This window comes from Tritonibacter scottomollicae, from assembly GCF_003003215.1.
GTDB classification, from domain to species: Bacteria; Pseudomonadota; Alphaproteobacteria; order Rhodobacterales; family Rhodobacteraceae; genus Epibacterium; species Epibacterium scottomollicae.
Map to the genome: position 1 here is coordinate 113304 of NZ_PVUF01000001.1, position 23720 is coordinate 137023.

The window sequence follows — 23720 nt, forward strand, 5'->3', positions numbered from 1 at the left end:
CGTTCAGCCCCGCGAAATCTAAGCCGGAGCCTTCGCGGGGCTGATCTCATTCCTCAAACGGGTCCCATTCGTCCTCGACCTCGGGCAGGGCCTCGGCCTGCACTTCGGCCTCCAGCTCCTCAGGCGTGCGGATCTTGGTGATCTTGGCGCTGGGAAAATTCTTCAGCACTGCCTGCACCAGCGGATGGGCCGAGGCCTCCTCGCGCAGGGCGTTTTCGGCTGCATCCCGCAGCTCCGCAATGGTCGGCGCGTCGCCGTCCGAGGCGATGGAGACCACCCAGCGGCTGCCGGTCCAGTTCTGCAGCGCCGTGCCGAGGCGGGCTGCCAGATCTTGCGGAGCCTTCGCAGCAGGGGTGAATTCGATCCGCCCGGGTTGGTAGGACACCAGCCGCACGCCGCCTTCGACCTCGACAAGCAGTTTCACGTCGCGGTGTTTGCGGATCAGCTCGATCACATGTTCAAAACTCGGATACCGCGCCAATGCACTGTCGAGGCGCGGGGCCACTGCGGCGGCCTGCCCGCCCCCTGCCGACATGGTATGCCCGCCATTGGGTCCACCGCCGGGGGCGCCCTGCGGCGGGGCGGAGGCGTAAGCCGGAGCCCCGCCCCCCCCGCCCGCTGCAGGCGACCCCATGCCCTGCATGGGGTGTCCGCCGCCTGGACCCGGCGGCGGAGGCGGCGGTGTATCCTGCAGCTTGCGCACGAGTTCTTCGGGCGAGGGCAGGTCGGCGACATGGGTCAGGCGGATGATCGCCATCTCTGCCGCCATCATCGCATTGGGTGCGGCGGCGACTTCTTCCAGCGCCTTCAAGAGCATCTGCCACATGCGCGTCAGTACCCGCATCGGCAGTCGGCTGGCCATGTCCTGACCGCGCGACCGCTCATCCGGGCTTATGGTTGGATCGTCGGCGGCATCGGGCGTGATCTTCACCACCGAAACCCAATGGGTGATCTCGGCCAGGTCGCGCAGGACCGCCATCGGGTCGGCGCCCTCGGCATATTGCCCGGACAGCTCCGTCAGCGCCGCCGCCGCGTCGCCGCGCAGGATCATGTCCATCAGATCCAGCACCCGGCCCCGGTCGGCCAGCCCCAACATCGCCCGGACCTGCTCCGCCGTCGTCTCACCCGCACCATGGCTGATCGCCTGATCCAGAAGCGAGGTCGCATCGCGGGCCGAGCCTTCGGCGGCGCGGGTGATCAGCGCCAGCGCATCCTCGGCGATTTCGGCACTCTCGGCCCCGGCGATCTTGCGCAGCAGCGCGATCATCACCTCCGGCTCGATCCGGCGCAGGTCAAACCGCTGACAGCGCGACAGCACCGTCACCGGCACCTTGCGGATCTCGGTGGTGGCAAAGATGAATTTCACATGCGCCGGTGGCTCCTCCAGCGTCTTCAACAGCGCGTTGAAGGCGGAGGTCGACAGCATGTGCACCTCATCGATGATGTAGATCTTGTAGCGCGCCGAGGCGGCGCGATAGGCCACACTGTCAATGATCTCGCGGATGTCGCCAACCCCGGTGCGCGATGCGGCGTCCATCTCCATCACGTCCACATGGCGCCCCTCCATGATCGCCAGGCAATGCTCACATTTGCCGCATGGCTCCGTGGTGGGGCCGCCGGTACCGTCCGCGCCGATGCAGTTCATGCCTTTGGCGATGATCCGCGCGGTGGTGGTTTTGCCGGTGCCGCGAATGCCGGTCATGATGAAGGCCTGAGCGATGCGATCCGCGGCAAAGGCGTTCTTCAGCGTGCGCACCATGGCGTCCTGACCAACCAGATCGGCAAAGGTCTCGGGCCGGTACTTGCGTGCCAGAACCTGATATTGTCCGCCTTGCGGGGCGGGGGCGGTCTCGGGGCTATGCTCGCTCATGAGGGCCTTTCGGATGGTCTTTGAGGGGCGCAGCCCGGATTCGTGGACGGCGCCGAAATGATCCCGTGCAAACTAAGCGGCACCGCGCGCTTCGTCCACCGCTGTTGCGCGGCCTGCGTGTTACAAGGCGCACACTCAGCAGGGTGAATCCGGCCGCGTGCAAAAAAGGCTACCGATCAGCTGCTTGCCGAGGCTATGGTATCTTGTACTGTATCGCGGGTTTAGGGTCGCGCCTCCCGGGGGGGAGATTAAATGGTGAGTGCTTCCGAACTGCAGCCGCACCCGGCTGCGCAACCTCTTGTGCTTCATGCGCTGTCGATTGGTGACGGCATTCTTGCGCTCAGCCAGGCACCTGGGGCTGGGGGCGATTACGCTGGTGATCTTCGACTGATCGGAGAATGGAAACCCTCGATCGTAATCTCGATGACCACCCGCGTGGAGCACGTCATCCTGGGGGTCGAGAATATCGGCAGCGATCTTCAGGGGCTCGGCAGTCGTTGGTTCCACTTGCCTGTGGACGATTTTCAAACCCCTGGCGACGACATGCAGGATCGCTGGGCCGATGTCAGCGCGTTGGCGCGTCAGGCGATGTCAGGTGGCGGTCGAGTGCTGGTGCATTGCAGGGGCGGCTGCGGGCGCTCCGGTATGGTTGCCCTGCGATTGATGATCGAGAGCGGGGAGCGCCCGGATGCCGCATTGGCGCGATTGCGGGCGCAGCGCCCCTGCGCTGTGGAAACCGATGCGCAGTTGATCTGGGCCCAAGAGCTGCGTAGCGCCCCTTAGTCGCGCGATGGCAGCTGTAGCTGATCGGCAGGGCTAGATGTTCGCGTGGAGCGGCAGGCGCTCTGGCCGGGTCGCGGGAGGCTACATCGGTACAATGGTTTCGGCGCGTGTCAGGCTGAGGGGCCGGGCTTCACCAAAGGCGCGCGGCACCTCTGCCGCACTGCGGGCCGGCAGATCGGCCATGTCCGGCGACAGCATGGCATCGGCAAACCGGTCCAGTGTTTCGGTCTCGGTGCTCGCCGAGACATCACAGAACACCCGGATGCGATCATGACTGGCGGCGAACCGCGCCGGACAGGCTTTTTCACAGCCGTCGAGCTGGCTATCGCCCGAAATCTCAAAATCGTCACGGGTGACGGCCCGTGCGCGGTCAAGCGCTCCGGCAAGGGCACGCAACATACGCTCTGCCGCCGGGCAGGGGCGGCCCAGATGCATACAGGTTGTCGCCACAAAATCATGTGTCTGTTCGGGATTTTCCATCAAAGTGCCCTCCGCACAAAGTATCATGTCGGGGCGGTGCGGCAGGAGAGACCGTTGGCAGCGGGGATGCAGTGAACCTGCGGCGTGCCATCAGACCTCATCCAGGACACCCCGCCCGGTTTCAGGTTCTTTCGGTGATGGCAGGTCTCCTGACTTGCGGGTCGCTGCGTGCCGGTCCTTCCCGGTCCAACTGGCCGCCTTGGCCTCTGGAACCAGTGGTCATACCGGGTTGCTCGCCGCTTACAGTTGCGGGGGCAGTCATGGACTTGGGTCTGGGTCTGTTACCCGTCGCCTCACCATGTTCCCTTTTCATTCCAAACAGCCAAAGCGGGCCGGTTGGAAACCATCACCAATATGGGTAGCGAGCTGCCCGCCGAGTCGTCAACGATGTTATCGCTGCAGCTGCATAATACTCGCACGCAGGCGGGCGAGAGATACGGCGGGGTCTTCTAAACACAAAACCCCGCCAATGGCGGGGTTTTGTGAAGTGAGAGGTTGGACATCGACCCAAGCGGGGCTCGTTGTGGCTGCTTCCTTCCGGACCTGACCAGGTTGGCGAGGCGCTTGCCCGCGCCAACCCCTCGAATCTCGATATAGGGAAATGATGGAATGATGACAACCCGGCGCCGTGGGATTCCTGACAGGTCTGCCGTGTCCGTTCAGAGATCCAGGGTCAGCGATAGGAAGCCGCTTTCCATCGCCGTGGCGCTGGCGGCGACGTGGTCCGGCAACTCGTAGAGGAAACTGCGTGCGCCGGGGCCGGTGATTGCGACCGCCTGCACCCCTAGGTCAGGACGGAGCTGCCAGGGGTAGGAAAGTGTTGCCAGCGGGTCCTTTTGCACTGCACCGGTCACATAGGCCGTGACCGCATCCCGGATCATCATCGGCGCAAGTTGCAAGGTCGGAGCGTCCTCCAGCATGCGAAAGTTGCCCCCGCCACTGCTGCGATAGCTGTTGTAGGCAACGGCAAACAGTTGGTCCTGTCGCAGGGGTGCCCCATTCCAGCGCAGGTCCCTGACACGTCCCGGCGCATCGCTGACCGGTCGCCCGTCCGCATCAAAACGCGTGGGGGCGGTTGGGTCGATCTCATACTCCAGCCCAAAAATCACATCGAAATTATGTCCCGCACGATCCGGGTTGGCCAGCAGGGCCCCTGGCATATCCGGGGTGAGCTGATTGAACAGCCCGGCTGACATTTCCAGCCAGTCCGTCAGCTGGGCACCGCTGACAATCACGCAGCGCAGCTCGTTCGGGTAGATATAAATGTCGGCGACATGGCGTCGGGACACCTTGCCAGCTGGCACATGCGTGTAGTTAAGCGGCCCGGCCCGCCCGCCGAATTTCGCCGGTGCCACAGCGGAAAGAAGCGGCAGCTCAGCATGCGGTGAAGCTTCGAGAAATGGGCGAACCGCAGCGGCCTGCGCTTGTGCCGTCAACGCCAGAGCCCGATCCTCTCCAAAGAAGGTGAAGTAGGAATGATGCGGCTTTGACAAGGTGCCAACCGGGGTTGCCATATCGGCGCGGGTGCGGGTGTGCGCCGTGGCAAGGCCTGCGACCATCTCTGGCGCTTCGGGCACGAGCGGCTGCAGACCTTTTGACGAACGGGTGCTCACCGCGCGCAGGTCACAGGTCGCATGCTGCACCTGCCAGCCGTCCGCGGTCTGCTCCAGAAACAGATCCACCACGCCGAGGTGAGAGCCGCTGGAGCCGGGCATCACAACAGGCACGCCCAAGCCGTCCTCGGAACCATTGGCCGAAGGCAGCAGCAGATGCGTGTGCCCGCCGACCGCAGCATCGAGGCCTGGCAAGTGCGAGAGCGGGCGCAGGGCGTTCTCCATCCCGGGCGCGGCCTGGGCTGCCGCAAGCCCGGTATGCGCCAAGGCGATCACCACGTCAGCGCCCGCTGAACGAAGCGTTGCGATGGCAGCCCGGGCGCTGTCGACCATATCGTCGATGCGCACACGCCCTGCGAGGTGGTCGGCATCCCACAACAGGGTTTGCGGCGGCAGGACGGAGAACAGGCCGACGCGCACCTCGGGCGCATCCGCGGCTGCGCCCGGAATACGGCGCGACAGGATCAGGTGCTGTTCCACATGCAATGCAACGTCAGGCGCGCAGGGGTGTACGTTGCTGCAAATCGCAGGGCACGGCAGCGCGCGCAATGCGCGGTTCAGCGTGTCCAGGCCAAAATTGAACTCGTGATTTCCCAGTCCGACTGCATCATAGCGCAATATATCAAATGCGTGGATGGCAGGCGGAGGTGCGTCGGGGTTTGCGGCATCAGTTTCCGCCAGTGGTGAGCCCTGAAGCCAATCGCCATTGTCAACAAGCAAGTCGATGCCGCCTTCTGCCGCCACTTCGGCACGCGCCTGGGCGATCAGACTTCCAGTCCGGCTCAGACCGATGCCCGGATGAGGGGTGTCCGCATAATAATCATGGCCAAGGAGGTGACTGTGTACATCAGACGTCGCAAGCAATCGGAGGCGCGCTGGCACCTCTGTCACGTCTTCATCGGCCCCATTCGTCCCTGTGGGGCCTTGGTCGGATCCAGTCATCATGCGCCATTCATCGCCAGTCGTCGGCACCGTTTGCCACCATGTCCGGGGCGTTCCGGGGCTTCTCGAATTAGTTAACGCCGAGAAGAGCAGGCTTATGCGTTGCGCGGAACCCTCACGTCGCGCTTTTTTCGAGTTTTTGTGAAGCGTGGCATTTTTGCTTGAGTCGCTTCGGGGAATGCGGCATCGCCTGTGTAAAACACCGTGTTGTCGCCGTCGCCCGCATCGAGGCAGGGCGCGAGAACCCGGTGTGACATGCAAACAGCGAGGCAGGTATGAAACGGGCAGAGCAAGTCACATTCGGCGGTAGCGGCCTGGATCGCGCAGCCCATCTGCGGACCGTTCCCGAAGAGCTGGATCGGATATGGTCGACAGCGGAGGCGTTGGTTGTACTCCTGTGGCGGGGCAAGCCGCTTTGTCTGCATGATACGGGACAGGATCATGCGGCGGGGTTAGCGTTTCTGCCGACCAGCCACCCGCTGGTGGCGCAGCGGCGGGCAGAGGCGATCTTTCTCGGACGCGGTGCGCAGGCCGCGGGGTATTTTGCCCTCGATCTGGGAGAATGGGAGCCGGAAGAAACCGACCTGTCTACGCTTGATACGTTTCTCGACCCCAGCGAACAGCGTCACCCTGATCTGCCATCGACCCATGTTTTTGCAGAGCTGCGGGCCGTGATGACACGGCTTACACCGCGAGAGGCGGAGCTGGCGGCGACCGCGAAGGCCTTGCTGGGTTGGCATGCAACACACGGGTTTTGCGCCTGCTGCGGTGCGGCCAGCCGGATCGAGCAAGCCGGGTGGCAGCGTCGGTGCCCAAGTTGTGGCGCCGCCCATTTCCCGCGCACTGATCCCGTGGTGATCATGCTGATCACGCGGGGGGATCGCGTGTTGCTGGGCCGTTCACCTGGCTGGCCAGAAGGGATGTATTCGCTTCTGGCAGGTTTCGTCGAGCCGGGGGAGACGCTGGAGGCCGCCGTGCGGCGCGAGGTTCTGGAAGAATCCGGCATTCAGGTTGGCGACGTCGGGTATCTCGCAAGCCAGCCGTGGGCATTTCCAATGTCATTGATGTTCGGCTGTCACGGCGTTGCCCTGAATGATGAAATCGCCATTGATCCGTCAGAGATCGAAGATGCGATCTGGTTGACCCGTCAGGAGGTCATGGATGCGATCGCCGGCGACCATCCAAAAGTGCGCGCGCCACGCAAAGGTGCAATTGCGGGATTTCTATTGGAAAACTGGGTTGCGGACACACTCGGGTAACCGACATAGTTTAGGAATGTCCGGCGGTCGCACTTGCGGCTGGTTGTAACGTTACGGAGCTCCATCGCTTATGCATTTCGAAACCAAAGAAGACACAGATTGCCCGATCCAGGATCTGTTCGTGGCAATTTCGGATTTTGAAAGCTTCGAACGCTCCGCGATTCGGCGTGGTGTTGATGTGCAACGCCATGGCGACACTGCGGCGCCACGCGACGGGTTGTACTGGGATGTCACTTTTAACTTTCGCGGGTCAGAACGCCGGGTACGGATTGATGTCGCCGACTACGACGTTCCAAACACGATTTCCTTTGCAGCGGTCGGGAACGGCATGAGCGGTGATCTGAAGGTGGACTTGATGGCGCTGTCTGCGCAACGGACGCGGATGACCGTCCGGGTGGATCTTAAGCCCAAGACCCTGGCGGCACGTCTGCTGCTGCAATCGCTAAAACTGGCGCGTAATAAGCTGAACCGCAAATTCCGCACGCGCGTGGCCGAATTTGCAAGGCAGACCGAAGAGCGTCTGACCCGATCTGCTTGATGTGCAAAAGAAAACACCTGGACCAGCAGGGCCGCCTGCGCTTGGACCGATCAGTATATTTGTGAGAGCAAACCTCGGGGCTCTGACCCTAGGCAAGTTTGGGGCAGAAAAAGACTATATTTGTATGCATTTTTTACGCCTTTCCACAACCGATTAGAACATTTGTTAAGGAGCGTACCTCAGGGTCGGAGCATGGACGGCACGGCCTGAGGAAATACAAATGTACCGCTTGTTGGACTGCATCACGCAGGAACACCACTATGGTCTTGTCGCGGTCGCGGCCCTGATCTGTATCGTCGGCTCGGCCCTGTCCGCGCATATGTCAACACGGTTGACCCAATGGACCGGAAAACGGCGTCTGGTGCAGCTGCCCTTGGCCGGTTTGGTCACTGGTGCCACAATCTGGTCGACCCACTTCATCGCGATGCTGGCCTATGAGCCCGGCTATGACCACGCATATGAGCCGGTACTGACCGGGGTGTCGCTTCTGGTCGGAGTGCTTGGCTCGCTAGCCGCCAACGCGGGGCTCGCCTTCGCGCGCGGTGCGGTTGGACCGATCTTGGCGGGCGCGATTTTCGGGCTGACAGTCTCGGCGATGCACTACGTGGGGATGCAGGCCTATCAGCTGCCCGGCACCATCGACTGGCGCTTGGGAACCGTCGTGGTGTCAGTGCTTCTGGGCATCGGGTTCGGGGCGGCGTCCTATTGGGGGATCGCCAGACAGCGGAGCGGACTGCGCGGGCGGATTTTGCCTGCGCTGCTGATGTGCGTTGCGATCTGCCTCATGCATTTCACCGGCATGAGCGCGATCGAAATACGCCTGGATTCTGCTGTCGAGGTGCCGCCAAAGGCCATGTCTGAAGCGGCAATGGCGATGCTTATCTTCGGGGTCACCGGGATCATCCTGCTAATTGCGGTCGCCTCCGCCAGCATCGAGGTGAATATGGAGGACGAGACCCGCAATCAGCTGCAACTTGCGGCGATGCATGATCCGCTGACCGGCTTGCGCAATCGCATGTGGCTTACCCGCAGGCTGGAAGCCCTCAAACTCCGGCTGAACGAGAACGAAGTCGCACGGGTTGCCATCATGACCATCGATCTCGACCTCTTTAAGGAGGTGAATGATGTCTATGGCCATGCTGTTGGCGATACCGTGCTGATGCAGGTCTCGCAACGCCTGACCCGGCAGCTGAGCGAGGGGGAATATCTTACCCGAATTGGGGGCGACGAGTTTGTGGCCATAAAAGAGGGCTTTCGCCGTATCGAAGAGGTGCTGAGCTTTGCCGAGCGTCTGCATGCTGAGATCATCGAGCCGATTGATCTTGAGGAGGTCTCGCTGCGGGTTGGTGCGTCCATCGGAATCGCCACGACGCTGGAGGATGGCCGCGATCCCGAAGGTTTGCTGTATAAGTCCGATGTCGCCATGTATCGGGCCAAATCAGAACCGGACACGCCCATCTGCACGTTCAACGCAGAGATGGATCGCAGTAGTCGTGAAAAGACCCAGATGGTGCATGATCTACGTCTGGCACTTCAGGGGGATGAATTCGAGCTGGTCTATCAGCTGCAGAATGCGCTTGAGACGTTGGCGCCCGTTGGGTTCGAGGTGCTGCTGCGCTGGAACCACCCGGTGCGTGGTCGGATTTCGCCGGATGAGTTTATTCCGGTCGCAGAAGAAACCGGGCTTATTCGCGATATCGGCCGATGGGTGCTGCGCGAAGCCTGCCGTGAAGCCGCCAATTGGAGTCGCCCCTTCAGCGTTGCCGTGAACGTGGCGCCACAACAATTGGTGCAGCCGTCCTTCATCGAGGACGTGATGGATATCCTGATGGAAACCGGCGTCAGCGCAGAGCGGCTGGAACTGGAGATCACGGAGGCCAGTATCATCGACGATCAGGCGCATACCCTAAAGGTCATGCACAAGCTCAAGGCGCTTGGTATCCGTATCGCCATGGATGATTTCGGCACAGGGTATTCATCGCTTGCCACGTTGCAGGCCTTCCCGTTCGACAAGATCAAAATCGACCGCAGCTTTGTGCAGGATGTGCACAAGGATGCCCAGCGGGCCGCTATCGTACGCTCAACCCTGCTTCTTGGCGCGGCGCTGGACATTCCGGTGCTCGCCGAAGGGGTCGAGGTCGAAGACGAGCTGCACTTCTTGCGCGGCGAAAGCTGCGCCTCTGTGCAGGGCTTTTACTTTGGTCAGCCGATGACACGTGATGATATGCGTTTGATCGCCTGCGAGCAGAATGAGGATACTGAGACGGCGACGCATGTGGCCTGACGCCTTTGTTTAAGAGGAAATCGGGCCTGATCTGAATGTGGCTTGGTCTTCACATCCTGTCCACATCCGGCATGCGCGGTTGCGCCAGGCTGGCGGGAGACCTGCGCTCTGAAATTGGGCCGCGCGCGGGCCTCCTGCGTCGTTGCAGATCGCACTCACAAGAGCCGATGTCACTGAGGGTGCGGCGCGCGCTACAGGACCGTCAGTCCAAGTTGGCCCAGCAGATCAGCGGCCTGTCGCTTTGAGATCACGGCCCCTGCGAAACGTCGGGCATCCGTGAGCTTTACACCACCCAGATCGGCGCCGCGCAGGTCGGCACCCTCGAACCGGCACTCAGGCAGATGGGCATCGCGCAGCGAACTTGCCTCGAAAACAGCATCACGGAAGTCACAGCCTCTCAGGTCGGCCTCCGTGAAATCCACGTCCTTCAAGGTTGTTTTCCGAAAGGACAGCTTCGGCAGGATCGCAAATCGCAATAGCACCGCTTCCAGCTGAAGCCCGAGCGTACGTGCATCGGTGAAGTCCGCGCCTGTCATCTTGCATTGGCGCAGTCCGGCAGAGGTCAGCGTCGCTCCTCTGAAGTCCGTGTTGCTGAAATCTCCGCCTTCGATTTCGGCCTCCTGCAGGGAAGCGTCGATAAAGCTGCTGCCACCAGCCCGGCAGTTGACGAAACCGGCCTCCTCAAGCTGTGCGCCATTGAAGGACGCTCGGCTTAGGTTGCATCGCACGAACTGCCAGCCGGAGCATTCAAGCCGCGCCAGATCAAGTTCGGAGAGATCACAGTCTTCGAGACGCGCGACCTCGCCGGTCTCTACGATGCGCTCCAGGTCGGACCGTCGGAGATTCTGATTGGAGACTGTCGTTTCGGTTACCATGTCATGCCTAACAGCTCTACCGCGCCGATTGGATTTGCCGCCCCATATCTGGAGGCAATCCGGTCAACGGATCTGATCGGCAGGGTAGACGCCAAGAACCTCTATGTTGGTGGTGAAATAGGCCAGTTCATCCATCGCACGCTTGACGTTCTCGTCCTCTGGATGGCCGTCAATGTCGGCGTAGAACTGTGTCGCTGTGAAAGAGCCGCCGACCATATAGCTTTCCAGCTTGGTCATGTTGACGCCATTTGTCGCAAAACCGCCCATGGCCTTGTACAGAGCGGCGGGAATGTTGCGGACCTGAAAGACAAAGCTGGTGATCATGCCCTTGTCGCCACGTCGACTGAGATCAGCTGTGCGGGACATTGTCAGAAAGCGCGTGGTGTTGTTGCCCTGATCCTCGATGTGGCGCGCCAACACGTTGAGGCCGTAGATTTCGCCCGCCAACTCCGAAGCCAGCGCGGCATGGGTCACATCGGCGCGTTCAGAGACTTCGCGCGCGGCACGGGCGTTGTCGGGACTGACCCGACCGCGAATGTCATGCTCGCGCAAGAAACCCGCGCATTGCGGTAGCAGGACCAGATGGGAATGGGCTTCCTTGATATCCTCCAGCGTCGCACCGGGCACGCCAAGCAGGTTGATGTGAACCCGCACGAAAGCCTCATCAATGATCCTCAACCCGGAATGCGGCAACAGCCGGTGAATATCCGCAACCCGCCCATATGTGGTGTTTTCCACCGGAAGCATCGCAAGTTCCGCTTCGCCGGAGCGGACAGCATTTATCGCATCCTCGAAACCACGGCAGGGCAGCACCTCCATATCGGGGCGCTTGTTGCGGCAGGCTTCGTGGCTATAGGAACCAAGTTCGCCTTGGATCGCGATTTTCTGTCTCATGGTTGCGTCATCTTTGCAAAAACTTGAGGAAATGGTCGTTTAGTCGCGGTGTCTATACCTTGCCAGTTGTCAGGGGAACCCTTACACAGCCTGCAAGACAGCTGAAATGGACTCGCTATCATGTTTGACACGATGACACTCACCAAAGCGACTGCAGGCTTTTGCGGCGCGTTCCTTGTGTTCCTCTTGGGCAAATGGGTTGCCGAGGAGCTTTACCACGTTGAAGCACACGGCGAGGCGTCCTACGTCATCGAAGTGGCCGATGCTGGCGCTGCGAGCGACGAACCCGAAGTGGACTTTGCAACGCTGATGGCTGAGGCAGATGTCGACAAGGGTTCCAAAGTGTTCCGCAAGTGCTCGGCGTGCCACAAGGTTGATGGCACCGACGCAACGGGTCCGCATCTTGACGGAGTCGTCGGCCGCGACATCGCGTCGATCGGTGGATTTAGCTATTCTGGCGCTCTGGCCGGGCTCGAGGGAGCTTGGACTCCAGAAGAGCTGAACGAATTCCTGACCAAGCCTTCGGCCTATGCCTCCGGCACAACCATGTCCTTTGCAGGCCTGAAGAAAGTTGGTGATCGGGTAGACCTGATTGCTTACCTTGAAAGCCTGGGGAACTGATCGGATCAGTCTCTAACCCAGTCAGAATATTCCGATATTCTCAAAAGGCCGCAGCTTCTGCTGTGGCCTTTTTGCATTCGGATGTGGCGCACGAATTGCACCACCCAAGTCGCGCCGGATTCCAAGGCCATTGGGTGGTGGTGGTATTGAAATGCTTCGTTGCTGCGCCACATCGGCGGTGATCTGCTTTCAAATCAATGCGAGCGCGCATTCTCGGCTTGAAAACAACAGGTCCGGACATTTAGCTTCGACGATAACAGAACAAGGCACCGGGACCACAGAGCCCCGATGAAGAGGTGCCGCATAGGAAGGGTTAGGCAGATGACGATCAGACGCGTGCATGTGACGACAACAGTGACTGCGAAATCCCGCGACCGATCATGGATCAAGCCTCTGGCCAGTGCGGCGCTCCTGTCTGCCGCGGCGCTCCTGACCTCCGCGGTGACCGCCCGCAGCGCTGACGAGGCGGATGTGATCACCAGTCATGGCTATTCCTTCTATGGTGACCTCGACTACCCGGCAGATTTCACCCATTTCGACTATGTGAACCCGGAGGCCCCGAAGGGCGGCGAGCTGGCGATTTCCTTCATCGGCACGCTTGACAGCATGAACCCCTATTCGGGCAAGGGGCGGGCGCACGCATTTTCCGTCTACCCTTACGAGAGCCTGCTGGCCGATGCCGCGCCTGCGGATAAATACGGCCAGTCCTACTGCCTGCTGTGCAAAAGCGTGGAGTACCCGGAGGACAAATCCTGGGTGATCTTCCACATGCGCCCGGAGGCAAAGTTTTCTGATGGCACGCCGGTCACCGCCCATGACATCGCCTTCAGTCATAACCTTCTGTTGGATCAGGGGCTGAAATCCTATGCCGACGCGGTGCGCAAACGTATCCCGAAGGTGGAGGTGATCGACGATCACACCATCAAGTTCTACTTCGCCGACGGCATCTCCCGGCGCAGCTTGATCGAGCAGGTGGGCGGGGTGCCGGCCTGGTCGAAGAAATGGTTTGATGAAACCGGCCAGAAGTTGAGCGAGAACTGGATTGAAGGCCCGCCGGGCTCCGGCCCCTACGTCATTGACGAAATCGACCTGTCCCGCCGTCTCGTGCTGAAACGCAATCCGGACTACTGGGGTAAGGATCTGCCGGTGAACCAAGGGCGGCACAACTTTGACACGCTGCGGGTGGAGATCTTTGCCGATGACACCGCCGCATTTGAGGCGTTCAAGGCGGGCGAATATACCTTCCGCGCCGAGGGCGACAGTAAGAAATGGGCCAGCGGTTATGACTTTCCCAAGGTCGACAGCGGTGCGGTGAAGCTGGAGGAACTGCCCAATGGCGCGCCGCCCAGCCCCTCAGGCATCATCTTCAATCTCGCGTCGCCGGATTTCCAGGATAGGCGCGTGCGCGAAGCACTGGCGTTGGCCTTCAATTTTGAATGGTCCAATGAAAGCCTGCTCTATGGCCTGTTTGAACGCCGTGCCTCCTTCACCCAGAATTCGCCATTGATGGCCACAGGGGTGCCGGAGGGCGCGGAGCGCGCGTTTCTCGACAGCCTCGGCGATCTGGTGCCGTCGGAGATGCTGGAGGAAGAAGTCTATGTGCCCGTGACCTCCGAGCCGTCCCGCCTGTTCGACCGCCGCAACGCCCGCAAGGCCGCCGCGCTGCTGGAAAAGGCCGGATATCCCGTTGGTAGCGATGGCAAGCGGGTGACGCCGGAAGGCGCGCCGTTTGAACTGGACTTCCTGTTCTCCTCGTCGTCCTCGCCAACCACGCGCGGGGTGATGGAGAATTTCGTCAACAACCTCGAAAGCCTTGGCGTCGCTGTGAACTTCGAGGTGGTGGACACCGCCCAATACACCAGCCGCGAGCGTGCGCGGGATTATGATCTGGTGGTGGACTCCTATACCTCCTTCCTTGGTACCGGCACCGGGTTGGCGCAGCGTTTCGGCTCTGAGGCGGCGGAATACTCGCTGTTCAATCCCGCCGGGTTGGCCTCGCCGCTGATCGACAGCATCATCGAGGAATCCCTCCGGGCGGAGACCCGCGAAGAGGAGGTCGCCATCATGACCGCGCTCGACCGGGCGCTGCGGCACGAATTCATCATGATCCCGCTGTGGTACAATCCGGATCATTGGGTGGCCTATTACGACCAGTTCGAGCACCCGGCGGAAATCCCGCCCTACAGCCTCGGGTATCTGGACTTCTGGTGGTATAACGAGGACAAGGCCAAAGCGCTGCGCGATGCTGGCGCGCTGAGGTAACTCCCTGATGCTCAACTATATCCTGCGGCGCCTTCTGCTGGTGATCCCGACGCTGATCGGGATCATGGTGGTGAACTTTGCGCTGGTGCAATTCGTCCCCGGTGGTCCGGTCGAACAGATGATCGCGCGGCTTGAAGGCGGCGGCGATGTCTTCAGCGGCTTTTCCGGGGCGTCCAATGACGCGGGCGCCGAAACCGTCGGTCAGGCCGAAAGCCAATATGCCGGGGCCCGTGGCCTGCCGCCGGAATTCATCGAGGAACTGGAGCGTGAATTCGGCTTTGACAAGCCGCCGCTGGAACGCTTCCTCAATATGCTGTGGAGCTACGTGCAGTTTGATTTTGGTGAGAGTTATTTCCGCAATATCAGCGTTATAGATTTGGTGCTGGAAAAGATGCCGGTGTCTATCTCGCTGGGCCTGTGGTCGACGCTGATCGCCTACATGATCTCAATCCCGCTGGGCGTGAAAAAGGCGCTGCGCGATGGCAGCCGCTTTGACAGCTGGACCAGCGGCGTCATCATCGCGGCCTATGCGATTCCGGGCTTTCTGTTTGCGATCCTGCTGCTGGTGCTGCTGGCGGGGGGCTCCTACTGGCAGATCTTCCCACTGCGGGGGCTGACCTCGGAAAACTGGGAGAGCCTCAGCCTGATGGGCAAAATCGGTGACTACTTCTGGCACATCGCCCTGCCGGTGCTGGCCTCCACCATCTCGGCCTTTGCAACGCTGACGCTGTTGACGAAGAATTCCTTCCTCGACGAGATCAAGAAGCAATATGTGATGACCGCCCGCGCCAAGGGTCTCACCGAGAACCGGGTGCTTTATGGGCATGTGTTCCGCAACGCGATGCTGATCGTGATCGCGGGGTTTCCGGGCGTGTTCATCTCGATCTTCTTTTCCGGCAGCCTGATCATCGAGACGATCTTCTCGCTCGACGGGCTGGGCCGTCTCGGCTTCGAGGCCGCAGTGGCGCGGGATTACCCGATCGTCTTTGGCACGCTGTTCATCTTTGGCCTTATGGGGCTGGTTGTGGGGATCCTGTCGGACATCATGTATGTACTGGTCGATCCGCGCATCGACTTTGAAAAGCGGGAGGGTTGAGGTGTGATCGTTGACCGACCTCTTTTGAACTGGAACCCGACCGCGACGGCGGGGGGCGCGCGCGGGATGTCCCGTCTCGCGCCCGGACACGGCCCACTTCGGACACAAACCCAGAGGGAAACCTGACGCCATGGCTCTCTCTCCCCTCAACCAACGCCGCTGGAACAACTTCCGTCGCAATCGCCGCGCGCTCTGGTCGCTGCGAATCTTTGTGGTCCTGTTTGGCCTGTCGCTGCTGGCCGACGTGCTGGCCAACGACAAGCCGATCCTGGTGAATTACCGCAGCGACTACTTTACCCCGATCTGGAACTTCTACCCGGAGACCGACTTCGGCGGTGATTTCCAGACCGAGGCGGTCTATCGCGATCCAGAAGTGCAATGCCTGATCGCTTCGGGTGGCAGTCTTGATTGTTTTGATGCCCCCGAGGACATCCTTGCGCAGATCGACGCCGGGGCCTACGCGGGCGAGGATTTCGTCGAGGGCTGGTCGCTCTGGCCGCCAATCCCCTACAGCTTTGACACGCCGGTGAACCGTTCTGGTGCGGCGCCGCTGCCGCCCAACTCCCAGAACTGGCTGGGCACTGATGATACAAAGCGTGACGTGCTGGCGCGGGTGATTTACGGATTTCGTCTGTCGATCGTCTTCACCCTGATCGTCACGGCGGCGGCCAGCCTCATCGGCGTTGTAGCCGGTGCGGTGCAGGGCTTTTTCGGCGGCTGGCTGGACCTGATCTTCCAGCGCCTGATCGAGATCTGGTCGGCGACGCCCTCGCTGTACGTCATCATCATCATGTTCGCGATCTTGGGGCGCGGTTTCTGGCTTCTGGTGTTCCTGATGATCCTGTTCAGCTGGACCGCGCTTGTGGGCGTGGTACGGGCTGAATTCCTGCGCGCCCGCAACCTGGAATATGTCCGCGCGGCCAAGGCATTGGGCGTGGGCAACATGACCATCATGTTCCGCCACATGCTGCCCAACGCGATGGTGGCGACGCTGACCATGCTGCCCTTCATCGTGACCGGCACCATTGGCACGCTGGCCAGTCTCGATTTCCTCGGTTTCGGTCTGCCGTCCTCGGCTCCGTCGTTGGGCGAGATGACCTTGCAGGCCAAGCAGAACCTGCAGGCGCCCTGGCTTGCCTTTACCGCCTTCTTCACCTTTGCCATCATGCTCTCGCTTCTGGTCTTCATCTTTGAGGGCGTGCGGGATGCGTTTGATCCGAGAAAGACCTTTTCATGACGTGTGTAGACATGAGGTTTGAGAACCGTTCGGCAACCGGCCGGGGCAGGCAAGGCCAATGACGCAGTCCCCCATCCTTCAGGTCAAGGGCCTGCGCGTTGCCTTCAGTCAGGACGGCCAGTTGACCGAGGCGGTCAAGGGCGTCTCCTTCTCGCTGTCACGCGGTGAGACCGTGGCGCTGGTGGGCGAATCCGGCTCCGGAAAATCCGTCTCGGCGCTCTCCACCGTACAGCTCTTGGGCGACAGTGCGCATGTGTCCGGATCAGTTACTTACGACGGGCAGGAGATGATCGGTGCAAATGAACGCACCCTGCGGCAGGTGCGGGGCAATGACATCTCCTTTATCTTTCAGGAGCCGATGACCTCGCTCAACCCGCTGCATACTATCGAAAAACAGCTGGGAGAGGCGCTGGCGCTGCATCAGGGCGTGATGGGCGAGGGCGCCCGTGGCCGCATTCTCGACCTGCTGAACAAGGTTGGCATCCGCGACGCCGAAAGCCGCCTTGGCGCCTATCCGCACCAGCTGTCCGGCGGGCAGCGCCAGCGGGTGATGATCGCCATGGCCTTGGCCAACAAACCCGACGTTCTTATCGCGGACGAGCCCACAACGGCGCTTGATGTGACCATCCAGGCGCAGATCCTGGACCTGTTGGCCGAGCTGAAGGAAAGCGAGGGCATGGGGCTCTTGTTCATCACCCATGACCTGTCCATCGTGCGCCGCATCGCGGATCGGGTCTGCGTGATGAAATCTGGCGAGATCGTCGAAGAAGGCCCTACGGCGGAGCTGTTTGCCAATCCCAAGCATGCCTACACGCAAAAGCTGCTCGCCGCTGAACCCTCGGGGCGACCGGGGCCGGTGCCGCAGGACGCGCAGGAGCTGGTCTCGACCAAGGATCTCAAGGTCTGGTTCCCGATCCAGCGCGGTTTCCTGAAACGCACGGTGGGACATGTGAAGGCGGTGAACCCGATGTCGCTCTCGGTGCGGGCGGGAGAAACGCTTGGGATCGTGGGGGAATCCGGGTCCGGCAAGACCACGATGGCGCTGGCGATCATGCGGTTGATCGCGTCCGAAGGTGAGGTGCGCTTTCAGGGGCAGGATCTGCGCCAATGGTCGACGCGCGACCTGCGCCGTCTGCGCAAGGACATGCAGATCGTTTTTCAGGATCCCTTCGGCTCGCTCTCGCCCCGGATGACCTGCCAGCAGATCATCTCCGAAGGGCTGGCGATTCACGAGGTGGACCAGCACCGCAAACCGCGTGAACTGGTGGCAGAGGTGATGGAGGAGGTCGGGCTGGATCCGGCGGCCATGGACCGCTACCCGCATGAGTTTTCCGGCGGCCAGCGCCAGCGCATCGCGATCGCCCGCGCCATGGTGCTGCGCCCCAAACTGGTTGTGCTGGATGAGCCCACCTCGGCGCTCGACATGACGGTGCAGGTGCAGATCGTCGACCTTCTGCGTGACCTGCAGACGCGCTACGGGCTGGCCTATCTGTTCATCAGCCACGACCTCAACGTTGTGCGTGCCATGTCGCATGAGATCCTGGTGATGAAGGCCGGGGATGTGGTGGAGCAGGGCCCATCGGAAGAGGTCTTTGCCAACCCGCAACAGGAATACACGCGGCATCTGTTGTCGGCGGTGACGGGGACGCCTTAGAACGCGGGTCGCCCTCGGCTGAGCTATGATGTGTCGTACGGTCTCGCAGCTGCGCCTTCGACACGGCGCCAAGGGCAGGGGGGAGGCTCCCGCCCGTCCACGCTGCATTGAAAATGCAGCCCGTCCCGTTGGGCCGGGCGCCGCTGACGCGGCGCGGGACCGGCTGCAGGCGTCAGATGGCCGAGCTGTGGCCCGCCTTGCTGAGATCGTAGGCGTCGAAATGGCGCGCGATCATTCGGGTCAAAGGCTTTCCCTCTGATCGGATGCGCAGGCCATCCGCCGACACGTCCAGCATGTCCGGGAAGGCGGCGGCGACATCGCGATACATCGCGCTCAGTTCGGCTTGGGTAATCGCAAACCGGGACAAGATGTCGTCGGATGAGATCGCGAAATCACACATCAACGCCTCGATCAGGCGGCCACGCAGCCGATCCGTGGCGCTGAACATATGACCGCGCGTGGTTGCGAACTGCCCGTCGCGCACTGCCTTTGTATAGGCGGAGGTGGACGGCGCGTTCTGTGCGTAGCCCTGCGGAAAGCGGGAGATGGACGATGCGCCAAGCCCGACCAGCACGTCGGCCCGGTCGTCTGTGTAGCCCTGAAAGTTGCGCCGCAGGTTGCCGGTGCGCTCTGCCATTGCCAGCCCGTCATGCGGGGCAGCAAAGTGATCGATCCCGATCTCGCGATAGCCATCCCAGAGAAACAACCGCCGCGCGGTTTCGAACAGCTTCAGGCGGTCCTGTGGCGTGGGCAGGCTGTCCGTCGGGATCATGTTCTGCCGCCGCGCCATCCACGGCACATGAGCGTAACCATAAAGAGCCACCCGGTCCGGCGAGAGCGACAGAAGTTTCTGCACGCTTTCGGTCATCGACATGACGGACTGATGCGGCAGTCCGAAGAGGATATCGGCGTTAAGGCTGGCAATGCCGCGCGCGCGGATCATCTCGACCGCGTCATGTGTCAGATCGAAGGACTGAATGCGGCCAATGGTCTCCTGAATGTCCGGATCAAAGTCCTGAACGCCAATGGAGGCGCGGGTCATCCCTGCTGTCGCCAGCGCATCGAGACGCGCGGCGTCGATCTCGTTCGGGTCGATCTCCACTGAAAATTCGCCACCCTTGGCCATTGGCACCACGGCAAAGATCGCCTCGGCCAACTCTGTCATCAGGTCCGGCGTCAGCAGTGTCGGCGTACCGCCGCCCCAGTGCAGGCGCGACAGGGTCACCCCCTCGGGCAGATGTTGCGCCAGCAGGGAAAGTTCTTGCTTCAGCACCTCAACATAGGCCCGAACGGGAGAAGCCGATTGCGTGCCCTGCGTGCGGCAGGCGCAGAACCAGCACAGCCTCCGGCAGAACGGCACATGCACGTAGAGGGAGATCTCCGACCCGGGCGTGATCGAACCGATCCAGGATGCAAAGCGGTCGGCGCTCACGTCATTGTTGAAGTGAGGCGCGGTGGGATAGCTTGTGTAGCGGGGCACCTTTGCGTCGAATAGTCCGAGCTGGGCCAATTGAGATTCCTGTGTCATGCGCATAAGGTAGGGGCGACCGAAAGTTTCGGCTTTGACACAGATCAACCAGAGGCGCGCATGACCCTTGCAGAGTACAAATTGACCGACTGCGCGGATTGTCCGATTCGCCATCGGGCTGTCTGCGCCCGGTGCGAGAGCGACGAATTGGAAGCTTTGGATGCGATCAAATACTATCGCAGCTATGAAGCTGGCCAGGCCGTGATCTGGTCAGGCGACCAGATGAATTTTGTCGGATCCGTCGTCTCTGGCATCGCAACTTTGACCCAGACGATGGAGGACGGGCGCACCCAGATGGTGGGGCTGTTGTTGCCCAGCGATTTTGTGGGGCGACCGGGGCGCGCGGGGGCGGCGTATAACGTCGTCGCCACGACAGATGTGGTCATGTGCTGCTTTAGAAAGAAACCTTTCGAAGACCTGCTGGCGAAGACACCGCATATCGCGCATCGCCTGCTGGAAATGACGCTGGACGAGCTGGATGCGGCGCGTGAGTGGATGCTGGTGTTGGGTCGTAAGACTGCGCGCGAAAAGATCGCCAGCCTGTTGTCGATCATCGCGCGGAGAGATGCGTCTCTCAGCACCGATCCATCCTCCGGCGCCGTGAGCTTTGACCTCAAGCTGACGCGGGAGGCGATGGCGGATTATCTCGGCCTGACGCTGGAAACGGTCAGTCGGCAGATTTCGGCGCTGAAGAAGGCTGGCGTGATCTCGCTGGAGGGCAAGCGGCATGTGACAGTGCCAGATATGCGCCGCCTGATCGAGGAAGCGGGTGATGACAGTGATGGTGGGTTGGTCGGCTAAACGTCCGCTGCCCGCTCGGCGACCTTTCGGACCTGTTTTGTTGAGGGCGGCTTAGTCGAGGGCGGCCAGGTTCTGGAATCCCGCTGAACAATGGAGGTTCTGCTCTCGTTCGTGAGGCCAGCGCACTGACTGCACTGTTTCGCAGCGGCGCAGATCCAGCACCTACGCGATGCTGGATTAAGTGCCCGCCGAACCGCTGCGGGATGGCAACGGTTCGGTCAGCCGAGGGGCGAAAGGCCACCCCAACGAGATGGAGCGCCTCAAAAGCACGGGGATGCAGCCGCAAGCCACGCAGGCCCGGCTATCGCGGTCAATGTGCCATCAGTACCGGCAGCTGCGCGTGCTCCAGCATATTACGGGTGGTCCCGCCCAAGATCGACTCGCGGAACCGAGAGTGGCCATAGGCCCCCATCACGATCAGCTCTGCCTCGGTGTCGGTCGCGTGACGGCTGAGCACATCCGAGACCCGCGGCAAGGTCTTGCTGAGCACATCAATCTCGCAGGCCACGCCGTGGCGCGCCAGCATCTGGCACAGCAGACCACCCGGATCAGACCGTTCCGTGCCATGTTGCGGCGGGTCAATCACCGCGATCCGCACCAGATCTGCCGCCTGCAGGACAGGCAAGGCCTTGCGCACGGCAACCAACGCTTCAATGCTTTCGTCCCAGGCCACGACCACGGTCTTGGGAGACGCCGGCAAGCTGCTGTTTTCCGGGAGTACGAGGACCGGCGTGCGGGCATCGAACAGCGCCGCTTCGACGATCGGTTCCACTTCCGGTCCCTGACCCTCACCGTAGGGCAGCTCCATCACCACAAGATCGCTGAAGCGTGCGTGATGTGCCATGACGCGGGTAATGTCGCCGAGCGGAGTGATCGCGTTGGAGATTGTGTAAGGCACATCGGTGGCTTGCAAATGTCGGGTGGCGGCTGCTTCGGTGGCCTGCATATCCTCGCGCGCGCGCTCGATCATTGTGTTGATTGCAATCGCATTTGCGCCACCGTCGTAATAACCGACTCTGGTGCGGTCGACGCCGAGGCACAGCACATCGAGATGCCCGTCGTTGCGGCGCACCATAGCTTCGGCCTGATCCAATGCGGTTGTGGTGCCATCGGGCGTGGTGCGGACGGTGAGAATTGTTTTGTATGTCATGGACTGACCCTTTCCCAAATCAAATGGTTCCGGCGAAGGAGTGTGGCATTGCAACAGCCGCGTGCCAGGTTTTCCCCATGAGGTGACATGACACATCCCATAGGAGAGCATCTTGATGCAGATCAATGTTTTAGAGTGATGGCTCTGGCATCAGAGTCTTAGAAAACAACGCCCGACCTCTGCCTGCATGGGATGTGAAAACGGGTGAACCATTCAAAGGGGCATGAAATGTCTAATTATCTCAAGCTGTTAGTGCTTGGCGTATTGACGATCTTCTTCATGGTCGCCGCCGGCTACGCCAGAGATCTGGCCTATCAGGTGCATGCTGTGATTCTGATGTGCGTCGCAGCGGGGCTGTTTCTGGCAACCCTGCGCAAGACGGATGAACCGGTTCCAGTTCCGGTAACTGGAGAATATCTCGACGGAGTTGTGCGTGCGGGTGTTGTCGCAACCGCATTCTGGGGTGTGGTCGGGTTCCTCGTGGGGACCTTTATCGCGTTTCAGCTCGCCTTTCCGGTATTGAATTTCGACTGGTCCGAAGGGTTTGCGAACTTCGGTCGCCTGCGGCCACTTCACACCTCGGCGGTGATTTTCGCCTTCGGTGGCAACGCGCTGATCGCGACGTCCTTCTACATCGTGCAGCGGACGTCCGCGGCGCGGCTCTGGGGCGGTAATCTGGCGTGGTTTGTGTTCTGGGGGTATCAGCTGTTCATCGTGCTGGCAGCCACCGGCTACCTGCTGGGCGGCACGCAATCAAAGGAATATGCGGAGCCTGAATGGTATACCGACTTGTGGCTCACTGTGGTCTGGGTTGCATATCTGGCGGTCTTCCTGGGCACGATTATTCGCCGCAAGGAGCCGCATATCTATGTGGCGAACTGGTTCTTCCTGGCGTTCATCGTGACCGTGGCCATGCTGCATGTGGTCAACAACCTGACCATTCCGGTGTCGATCTGGGGCTCCAAGTCGGTGATCGTCTGGCCGGGTGTGCAGGATGCCATGGTACAATGGTGGTATGGCCACAACGCGGTGGGCTTCTTCCTGACGGCGGGCTTCCTCGGCATGATGTACTACTTCATCCCGAAGCAGGCCAATCGTCCGGTCTACAGTTACAAACTGTCGATCATCCACTTCTGGGCGCTGATCTTCCTTTATATCTGGGCCGGTCCGCACCACCTGCATTACACGGCCCTGCCTGACTGGGCTTCGACCCTTGGCATGGTGTTCTCGATCGTGCTGTGGATGCCCAGCTGGGGCGGCATGATCAACGGCCTGATGACTCTGTCGGGCGCCTGGGACAAGCTGCGCACCGACCCCGTTCTGCGGATGCTGGTGATTTCGGTCGGCTTCTATGGCATGTCCACGTTTGAGGGTCCGATGATGTCGATCCGCGCCGTGAACTCGCTGAGCCACTACACCGACTGGACCATTGGTCACGTGCACTCTGGTGCGTTGGGCTGGAACGGTATGATCACCTTTGGTGCGCTTTATTACCTGACCCCGGTTCTGTGGAAGCGCGAGCGCCTCTACTCCCTGAGCCTGGTCAGCTGGCACTTCTGGCTCGCCACCATCGGCATCGTGCTCTACGCGGCGTCCATGTGGGTGACTGGTATCATGGAAGGCCTGATGTGGCGTGAAGTGGATGCAAACGGCTTCCTCGTGTGGTCCTTTGCCGACACCGTTGCTGCGAAGCTTCCAATGTATGTGATGCGTGGTTTGGGCGGGGTTCTGTTCCTCTCCGGGTCGCTGGTCATGTGCTACAACCTCTGGATGACCGTTCGTCGGGCGCCGGCCAAAGAGGCCAGCCTGTCCGTCGCGGTCCCGGCTGAATAA

18 protein-coding genes, 1 other RNA gene and 1 riboswitch are annotated in these 23720 nt (G+C 61.1%); of the genes, 11 read left to right on the top strand and 8 right to left on the bottom strand.

Features of this window, described 5'->3' with window-relative positions; genetic code table 11:
- Positions 1-46 precede the first annotated feature (46 nt).
- Positions 47-1870, bottom strand: a complete 1824-nt coding sequence (locus tag CLV89_RS00575) for a DNA polymerase III subunit gamma/tau (protein WP_106161495.1) — start codon at positions 1868-1870, stop codon at positions 47-49.
- Positions 1871-2122: 252 nt separating this feature from the next.
- Here CLV89_RS00575 and CLV89_RS00580 point away from each other — a divergent pair, with 252 nt between their 5' ends.
- Entirely contained in the window at positions 2123-2653 is a 531-nt protein-coding gene (locus tag CLV89_RS00580) for a protein-tyrosine phosphatase family protein (RefSeq protein WP_106161497.1), read from the top strand.
- Between the two features lie 81 nt (positions 2654-2734).
- Here CLV89_RS00580 and CLV89_RS00585 read toward each other — a convergent pair whose 3' ends face one another.
- The 3 genes from CLV89_RS00585 to CLV89_RS00595 all read right to left on the bottom strand — a co-directional run bounded on the left by CLV89_RS00585 (position 2735) and on the right by CLV89_RS00595 (position 5691).
- Positions 2735-3133: a hypothetical protein gene (locus CLV89_RS00585; RefSeq protein ID WP_106161499.1), complete on the bottom strand. Its 399-nt coding sequence runs from the start codon at positions 3131-3133 to the stop codon at positions 2735-2737.
- Positions 3134-3255: 122 nt separating this feature from the next.
- Positions 3256-3496: riboswitch (cobalamin riboswitch) on the bottom strand.
- 122 nt (positions 3497-3618) lie between these two features.
- Positions 3619-3717: signal recognition particle sRNA small type (ffs, locus tag CLV89_RS00590), an RNA gene on the bottom strand.
- 75 nt (positions 3718-3792) lie between these two features.
- Positions 3793-5691: a 5'-nucleotidase C-terminal domain-containing protein gene (locus tag CLV89_RS00595; protein ID WP_243394900.1), complete on the bottom strand. Its 1899-nt coding sequence runs from the start codon at positions 5689-5691 to the stop codon at positions 3793-3795.
- A gap of 272 nt (positions 5692-5963) precedes the next feature.
- Here CLV89_RS00595 and nudC point away from each other — a divergent pair, with 272 nt between their 5' ends.
- From nudC to CLV89_RS00610, 3 genes are all read left to right on the top strand, one after another.
- Positions 5964-6947: an NAD(+) diphosphatase gene (nudC, locus tag CLV89_RS00600; RefSeq protein WP_106161501.1), complete on the top strand. Its 984-nt coding sequence runs from the start codon at positions 5964-5966 to the stop codon at positions 6945-6947.
- Between the two features lie 70 nt (positions 6948-7017).
- Complete coding sequence (locus CLV89_RS00605) at positions 7018-7485, top strand: SRPBCC family protein (RefSeq protein ID WP_106161503.1); 468 nt, start codon at positions 7018-7020, stop codon at positions 7483-7485.
- A gap of 220 nt (positions 7486-7705) precedes the next feature.
- Positions 7706-9769 carry a putative bifunctional diguanylate cyclase/phosphodiesterase gene (locus CLV89_RS00610; protein WP_106161505.1) on the top strand — a complete coding sequence of 688 codons (2064 nt, stop codon included), beginning with the start codon at positions 7706-7708 and terminating at the stop codon, positions 9767-9769.
- Positions 9770-9960: 191 nt separating this feature from the next.
- Here CLV89_RS00610 and CLV89_RS00615 read toward each other — a convergent pair whose 3' ends face one another.
- Together CLV89_RS00615 and CLV89_RS00620 are read right to left on the bottom strand one after the other, a co-directional pair.
- Positions 9961-10644, bottom strand: coding sequence for a pentapeptide repeat-containing protein (locus CLV89_RS00615; RefSeq protein ID WP_106161507.1), 684 nt, complete (start codon positions 10642-10644; stop codon positions 9961-9963).
- Between the two features lie 63 nt (positions 10645-10707).
- Entirely contained in the window at positions 10708-11538 is an 831-nt protein-coding gene (locus tag CLV89_RS00620) for a prephenate dehydratase (protein WP_106161508.1), read from the bottom strand.
- Positions 11539-11658: 120 nt separating this feature from the next.
- Between CLV89_RS00620 and CLV89_RS00625 the strand changes: the two genes are divergently transcribed.
- The 5 genes from CLV89_RS00625 (at position 11659) to CLV89_RS00645 (ending at position 18408) form a co-directional block, all read left to right on the top strand.
- The gene (locus tag CLV89_RS00625) at positions 11659-12159 is read left to right on the top strand and encodes a c-type cytochrome (protein WP_106161510.1); all 501 of its coding nucleotides are present in this window, start codon (positions 11659-11661) and stop codon (positions 12157-12159) included.
- Between the two features lie 321 nt (positions 12160-12480).
- On the top strand, positions 12481-14421 hold the full coding sequence (locus CLV89_RS00630) for an extracellular solute-binding protein (RefSeq protein WP_106161512.1): 1941 nt from the start codon (positions 12481-12483) through the stop codon (positions 14419-14421).
- 7 nt (positions 14422-14428) lie between these two features.
- Positions 14429-15517, top strand: a complete 1089-nt coding sequence (locus tag CLV89_RS00635; protein WP_106161514.1) for a microcin C ABC transporter permease YejB — start codon at positions 14429-14431, stop codon at positions 15515-15517.
- A 130-nt stretch (positions 15518-15647) separates the two neighbouring features.
- Positions 15648-16754: an ABC transporter permease gene (locus CLV89_RS00640; protein ID WP_106161515.1), complete on the top strand. Its 1107-nt coding sequence runs from the start codon at positions 15648-15650 to the stop codon at positions 16752-16754.
- A gap of 58 nt (positions 16755-16812) precedes the next feature.
- A complete protein-coding gene (locus CLV89_RS00645; protein WP_106161517.1) occupies positions 16813-18408 on the top strand; it encodes an ABC transporter ATP-binding protein in 1596 nt (531 codons plus the stop codon).
- 172 nt (positions 18409-18580) lie between these two features.
- Here CLV89_RS00645 and hemN read toward each other — a convergent pair whose 3' ends face one another.
- Complete coding sequence (gene hemN / locus CLV89_RS00650; protein WP_106162292.1) at positions 18581-19936, bottom strand: oxygen-independent coproporphyrinogen III oxidase; 1356 nt, start codon at positions 19934-19936, stop codon at positions 18581-18583.
- A 60-nt stretch (positions 19937-19996) separates the two neighbouring features.
- Between hemN and fnrL the strand changes: the two genes are divergently transcribed.
- The gene (fnrL, locus tag CLV89_RS00655; RefSeq protein WP_106161519.1) at positions 19997-20737 is read left to right on the top strand and encodes a transcriptional regulator FnrL; all 741 of its coding nucleotides are present in this window, start codon (positions 19997-19999) and stop codon (positions 20735-20737) included.
- Between the two features lie 310 nt (positions 20738-21047).
- Here the strand turns inward: fnrL and CLV89_RS00660 are convergent, their stop codons facing one another.
- Positions 21048-21887: a universal stress protein gene (locus CLV89_RS00660; RefSeq protein WP_106161521.1), complete on the bottom strand. Its 840-nt coding sequence runs from the start codon at positions 21885-21887 to the stop codon at positions 21048-21050.
- A 228-nt stretch (positions 21888-22115) separates the two neighbouring features.
- Between CLV89_RS00660 and ccoN the strand changes: the two genes are divergently transcribed.
- A complete protein-coding gene (gene ccoN, locus CLV89_RS00665; RefSeq protein WP_106161523.1) occupies positions 22116-23720 on the top strand; it encodes a cytochrome-c oxidase, cbb3-type subunit I in 1605 nt (534 codons plus the stop codon).

Bases quoted from the DNA above. Each gene is read 5' to 3' on its own strand.
- CLV89_RS00640 (WP_106161515.1), top strand. From the start codon at position 15,648: ATGGCTCTCTCTCCCCTCAACCAACGCCGCTGGAACAACTTCCGTCGC.
- CLV89_RS00585 (WP_106161499.1), bottom strand. From the start codon at position 3,133: ATGGAAAATCCCGAACAGACACATGATTTTGTGGCGACAACCTGTATG.
- fnrL (WP_106161519.1), top strand. From the start codon at position 19,997: ATGACCCTTGCAGAGTACAAATTGACCGACTGCGCGGATTGTCCGATT.
- CLV89_RS00630 (WP_106161512.1), top strand. From the start codon at position 12,481: ATGACGATCAGACGCGTGCATGTGACGACAACAGTGACTGCGAAATCC.
- CLV89_RS00580 (WP_106161497.1), top strand. From the start codon at position 2,123: ATGGTGAGTGCTTCCGAACTGCAGCCGCACCCGGCTGCGCAACCTCTT.
- ccoN (WP_106161523.1), top strand. From the start codon at position 22,116: ATGTCTAATTATCTCAAGCTGTTAGTGCTTGGCGTATTGACGATCTTC.
- CLV89_RS00635 (WP_106161514.1), top strand. From the start codon at position 14,429: ATGCTCAACTATATCCTGCGGCGCCTTCTGCTGGTGATCCCGACGCTG.
- CLV89_RS00610 (WP_106161505.1), top strand. From the start codon at position 7,706: ATGTACCGCTTGTTGGACTGCATCACGCAGGAACACCACTATGGTCTT.
- CLV89_RS00620 (WP_106161508.1), bottom strand. From the start codon at position 11,538: ATGAGACAGAAAATCGCGATCCAAGGCGAACTTGGTTCCTATAGCCAC.
- CLV89_RS00605 (WP_106161503.1), top strand. From the start codon at position 7,018: ATGCATTTCGAAACCAAAGAAGACACAGATTGCCCGATCCAGGATCTG.
- CLV89_RS00645 (WP_106161517.1), top strand. From the start codon at position 16,813: ATGACGCAGTCCCCCATCCTTCAGGTCAAGGGCCTGCGCGTTGCCTTC.
- CLV89_RS00660 (WP_106161521.1), bottom strand. From the start codon at position 21,887: ATGACATACAAAACAATTCTCACCGTCCGCACCACGCCCGATGGCACC.
- CLV89_RS00615 (WP_106161507.1), bottom strand. From the start codon at position 10,644: ATGGTAACCGAAACGACAGTCTCCAATCAGAATCTCCGACGGTCCGAC.
- hemN (WP_106162292.1), bottom strand. From the start codon at position 19,936: ATGACACAGGAATCTCAATTGGCCCAGCTCGGACTATTCGACGCAAAG.
- CLV89_RS00575 (WP_106161495.1), bottom strand. From the start codon at position 1,870: ATGAGCGAGCATAGCCCCGAGACCGCCCCCGCCCCGCAAGGCGGACAA.
- CLV89_RS00595 (WP_243394900.1), bottom strand. From the start codon at position 5,691: ATGATGACTGGATCCGACCAAGGCCCCACAGGGACGAATGGGGCCGAT.
- nudC (WP_106161501.1), top strand. From the start codon at position 5,964: ATGAAACGGGCAGAGCAAGTCACATTCGGCGGTAGCGGCCTGGATCGC.
- CLV89_RS00625 (WP_106161510.1), top strand. From the start codon at position 11,659: ATGTTTGACACGATGACACTCACCAAAGCGACTGCAGGCTTTTGCGGC.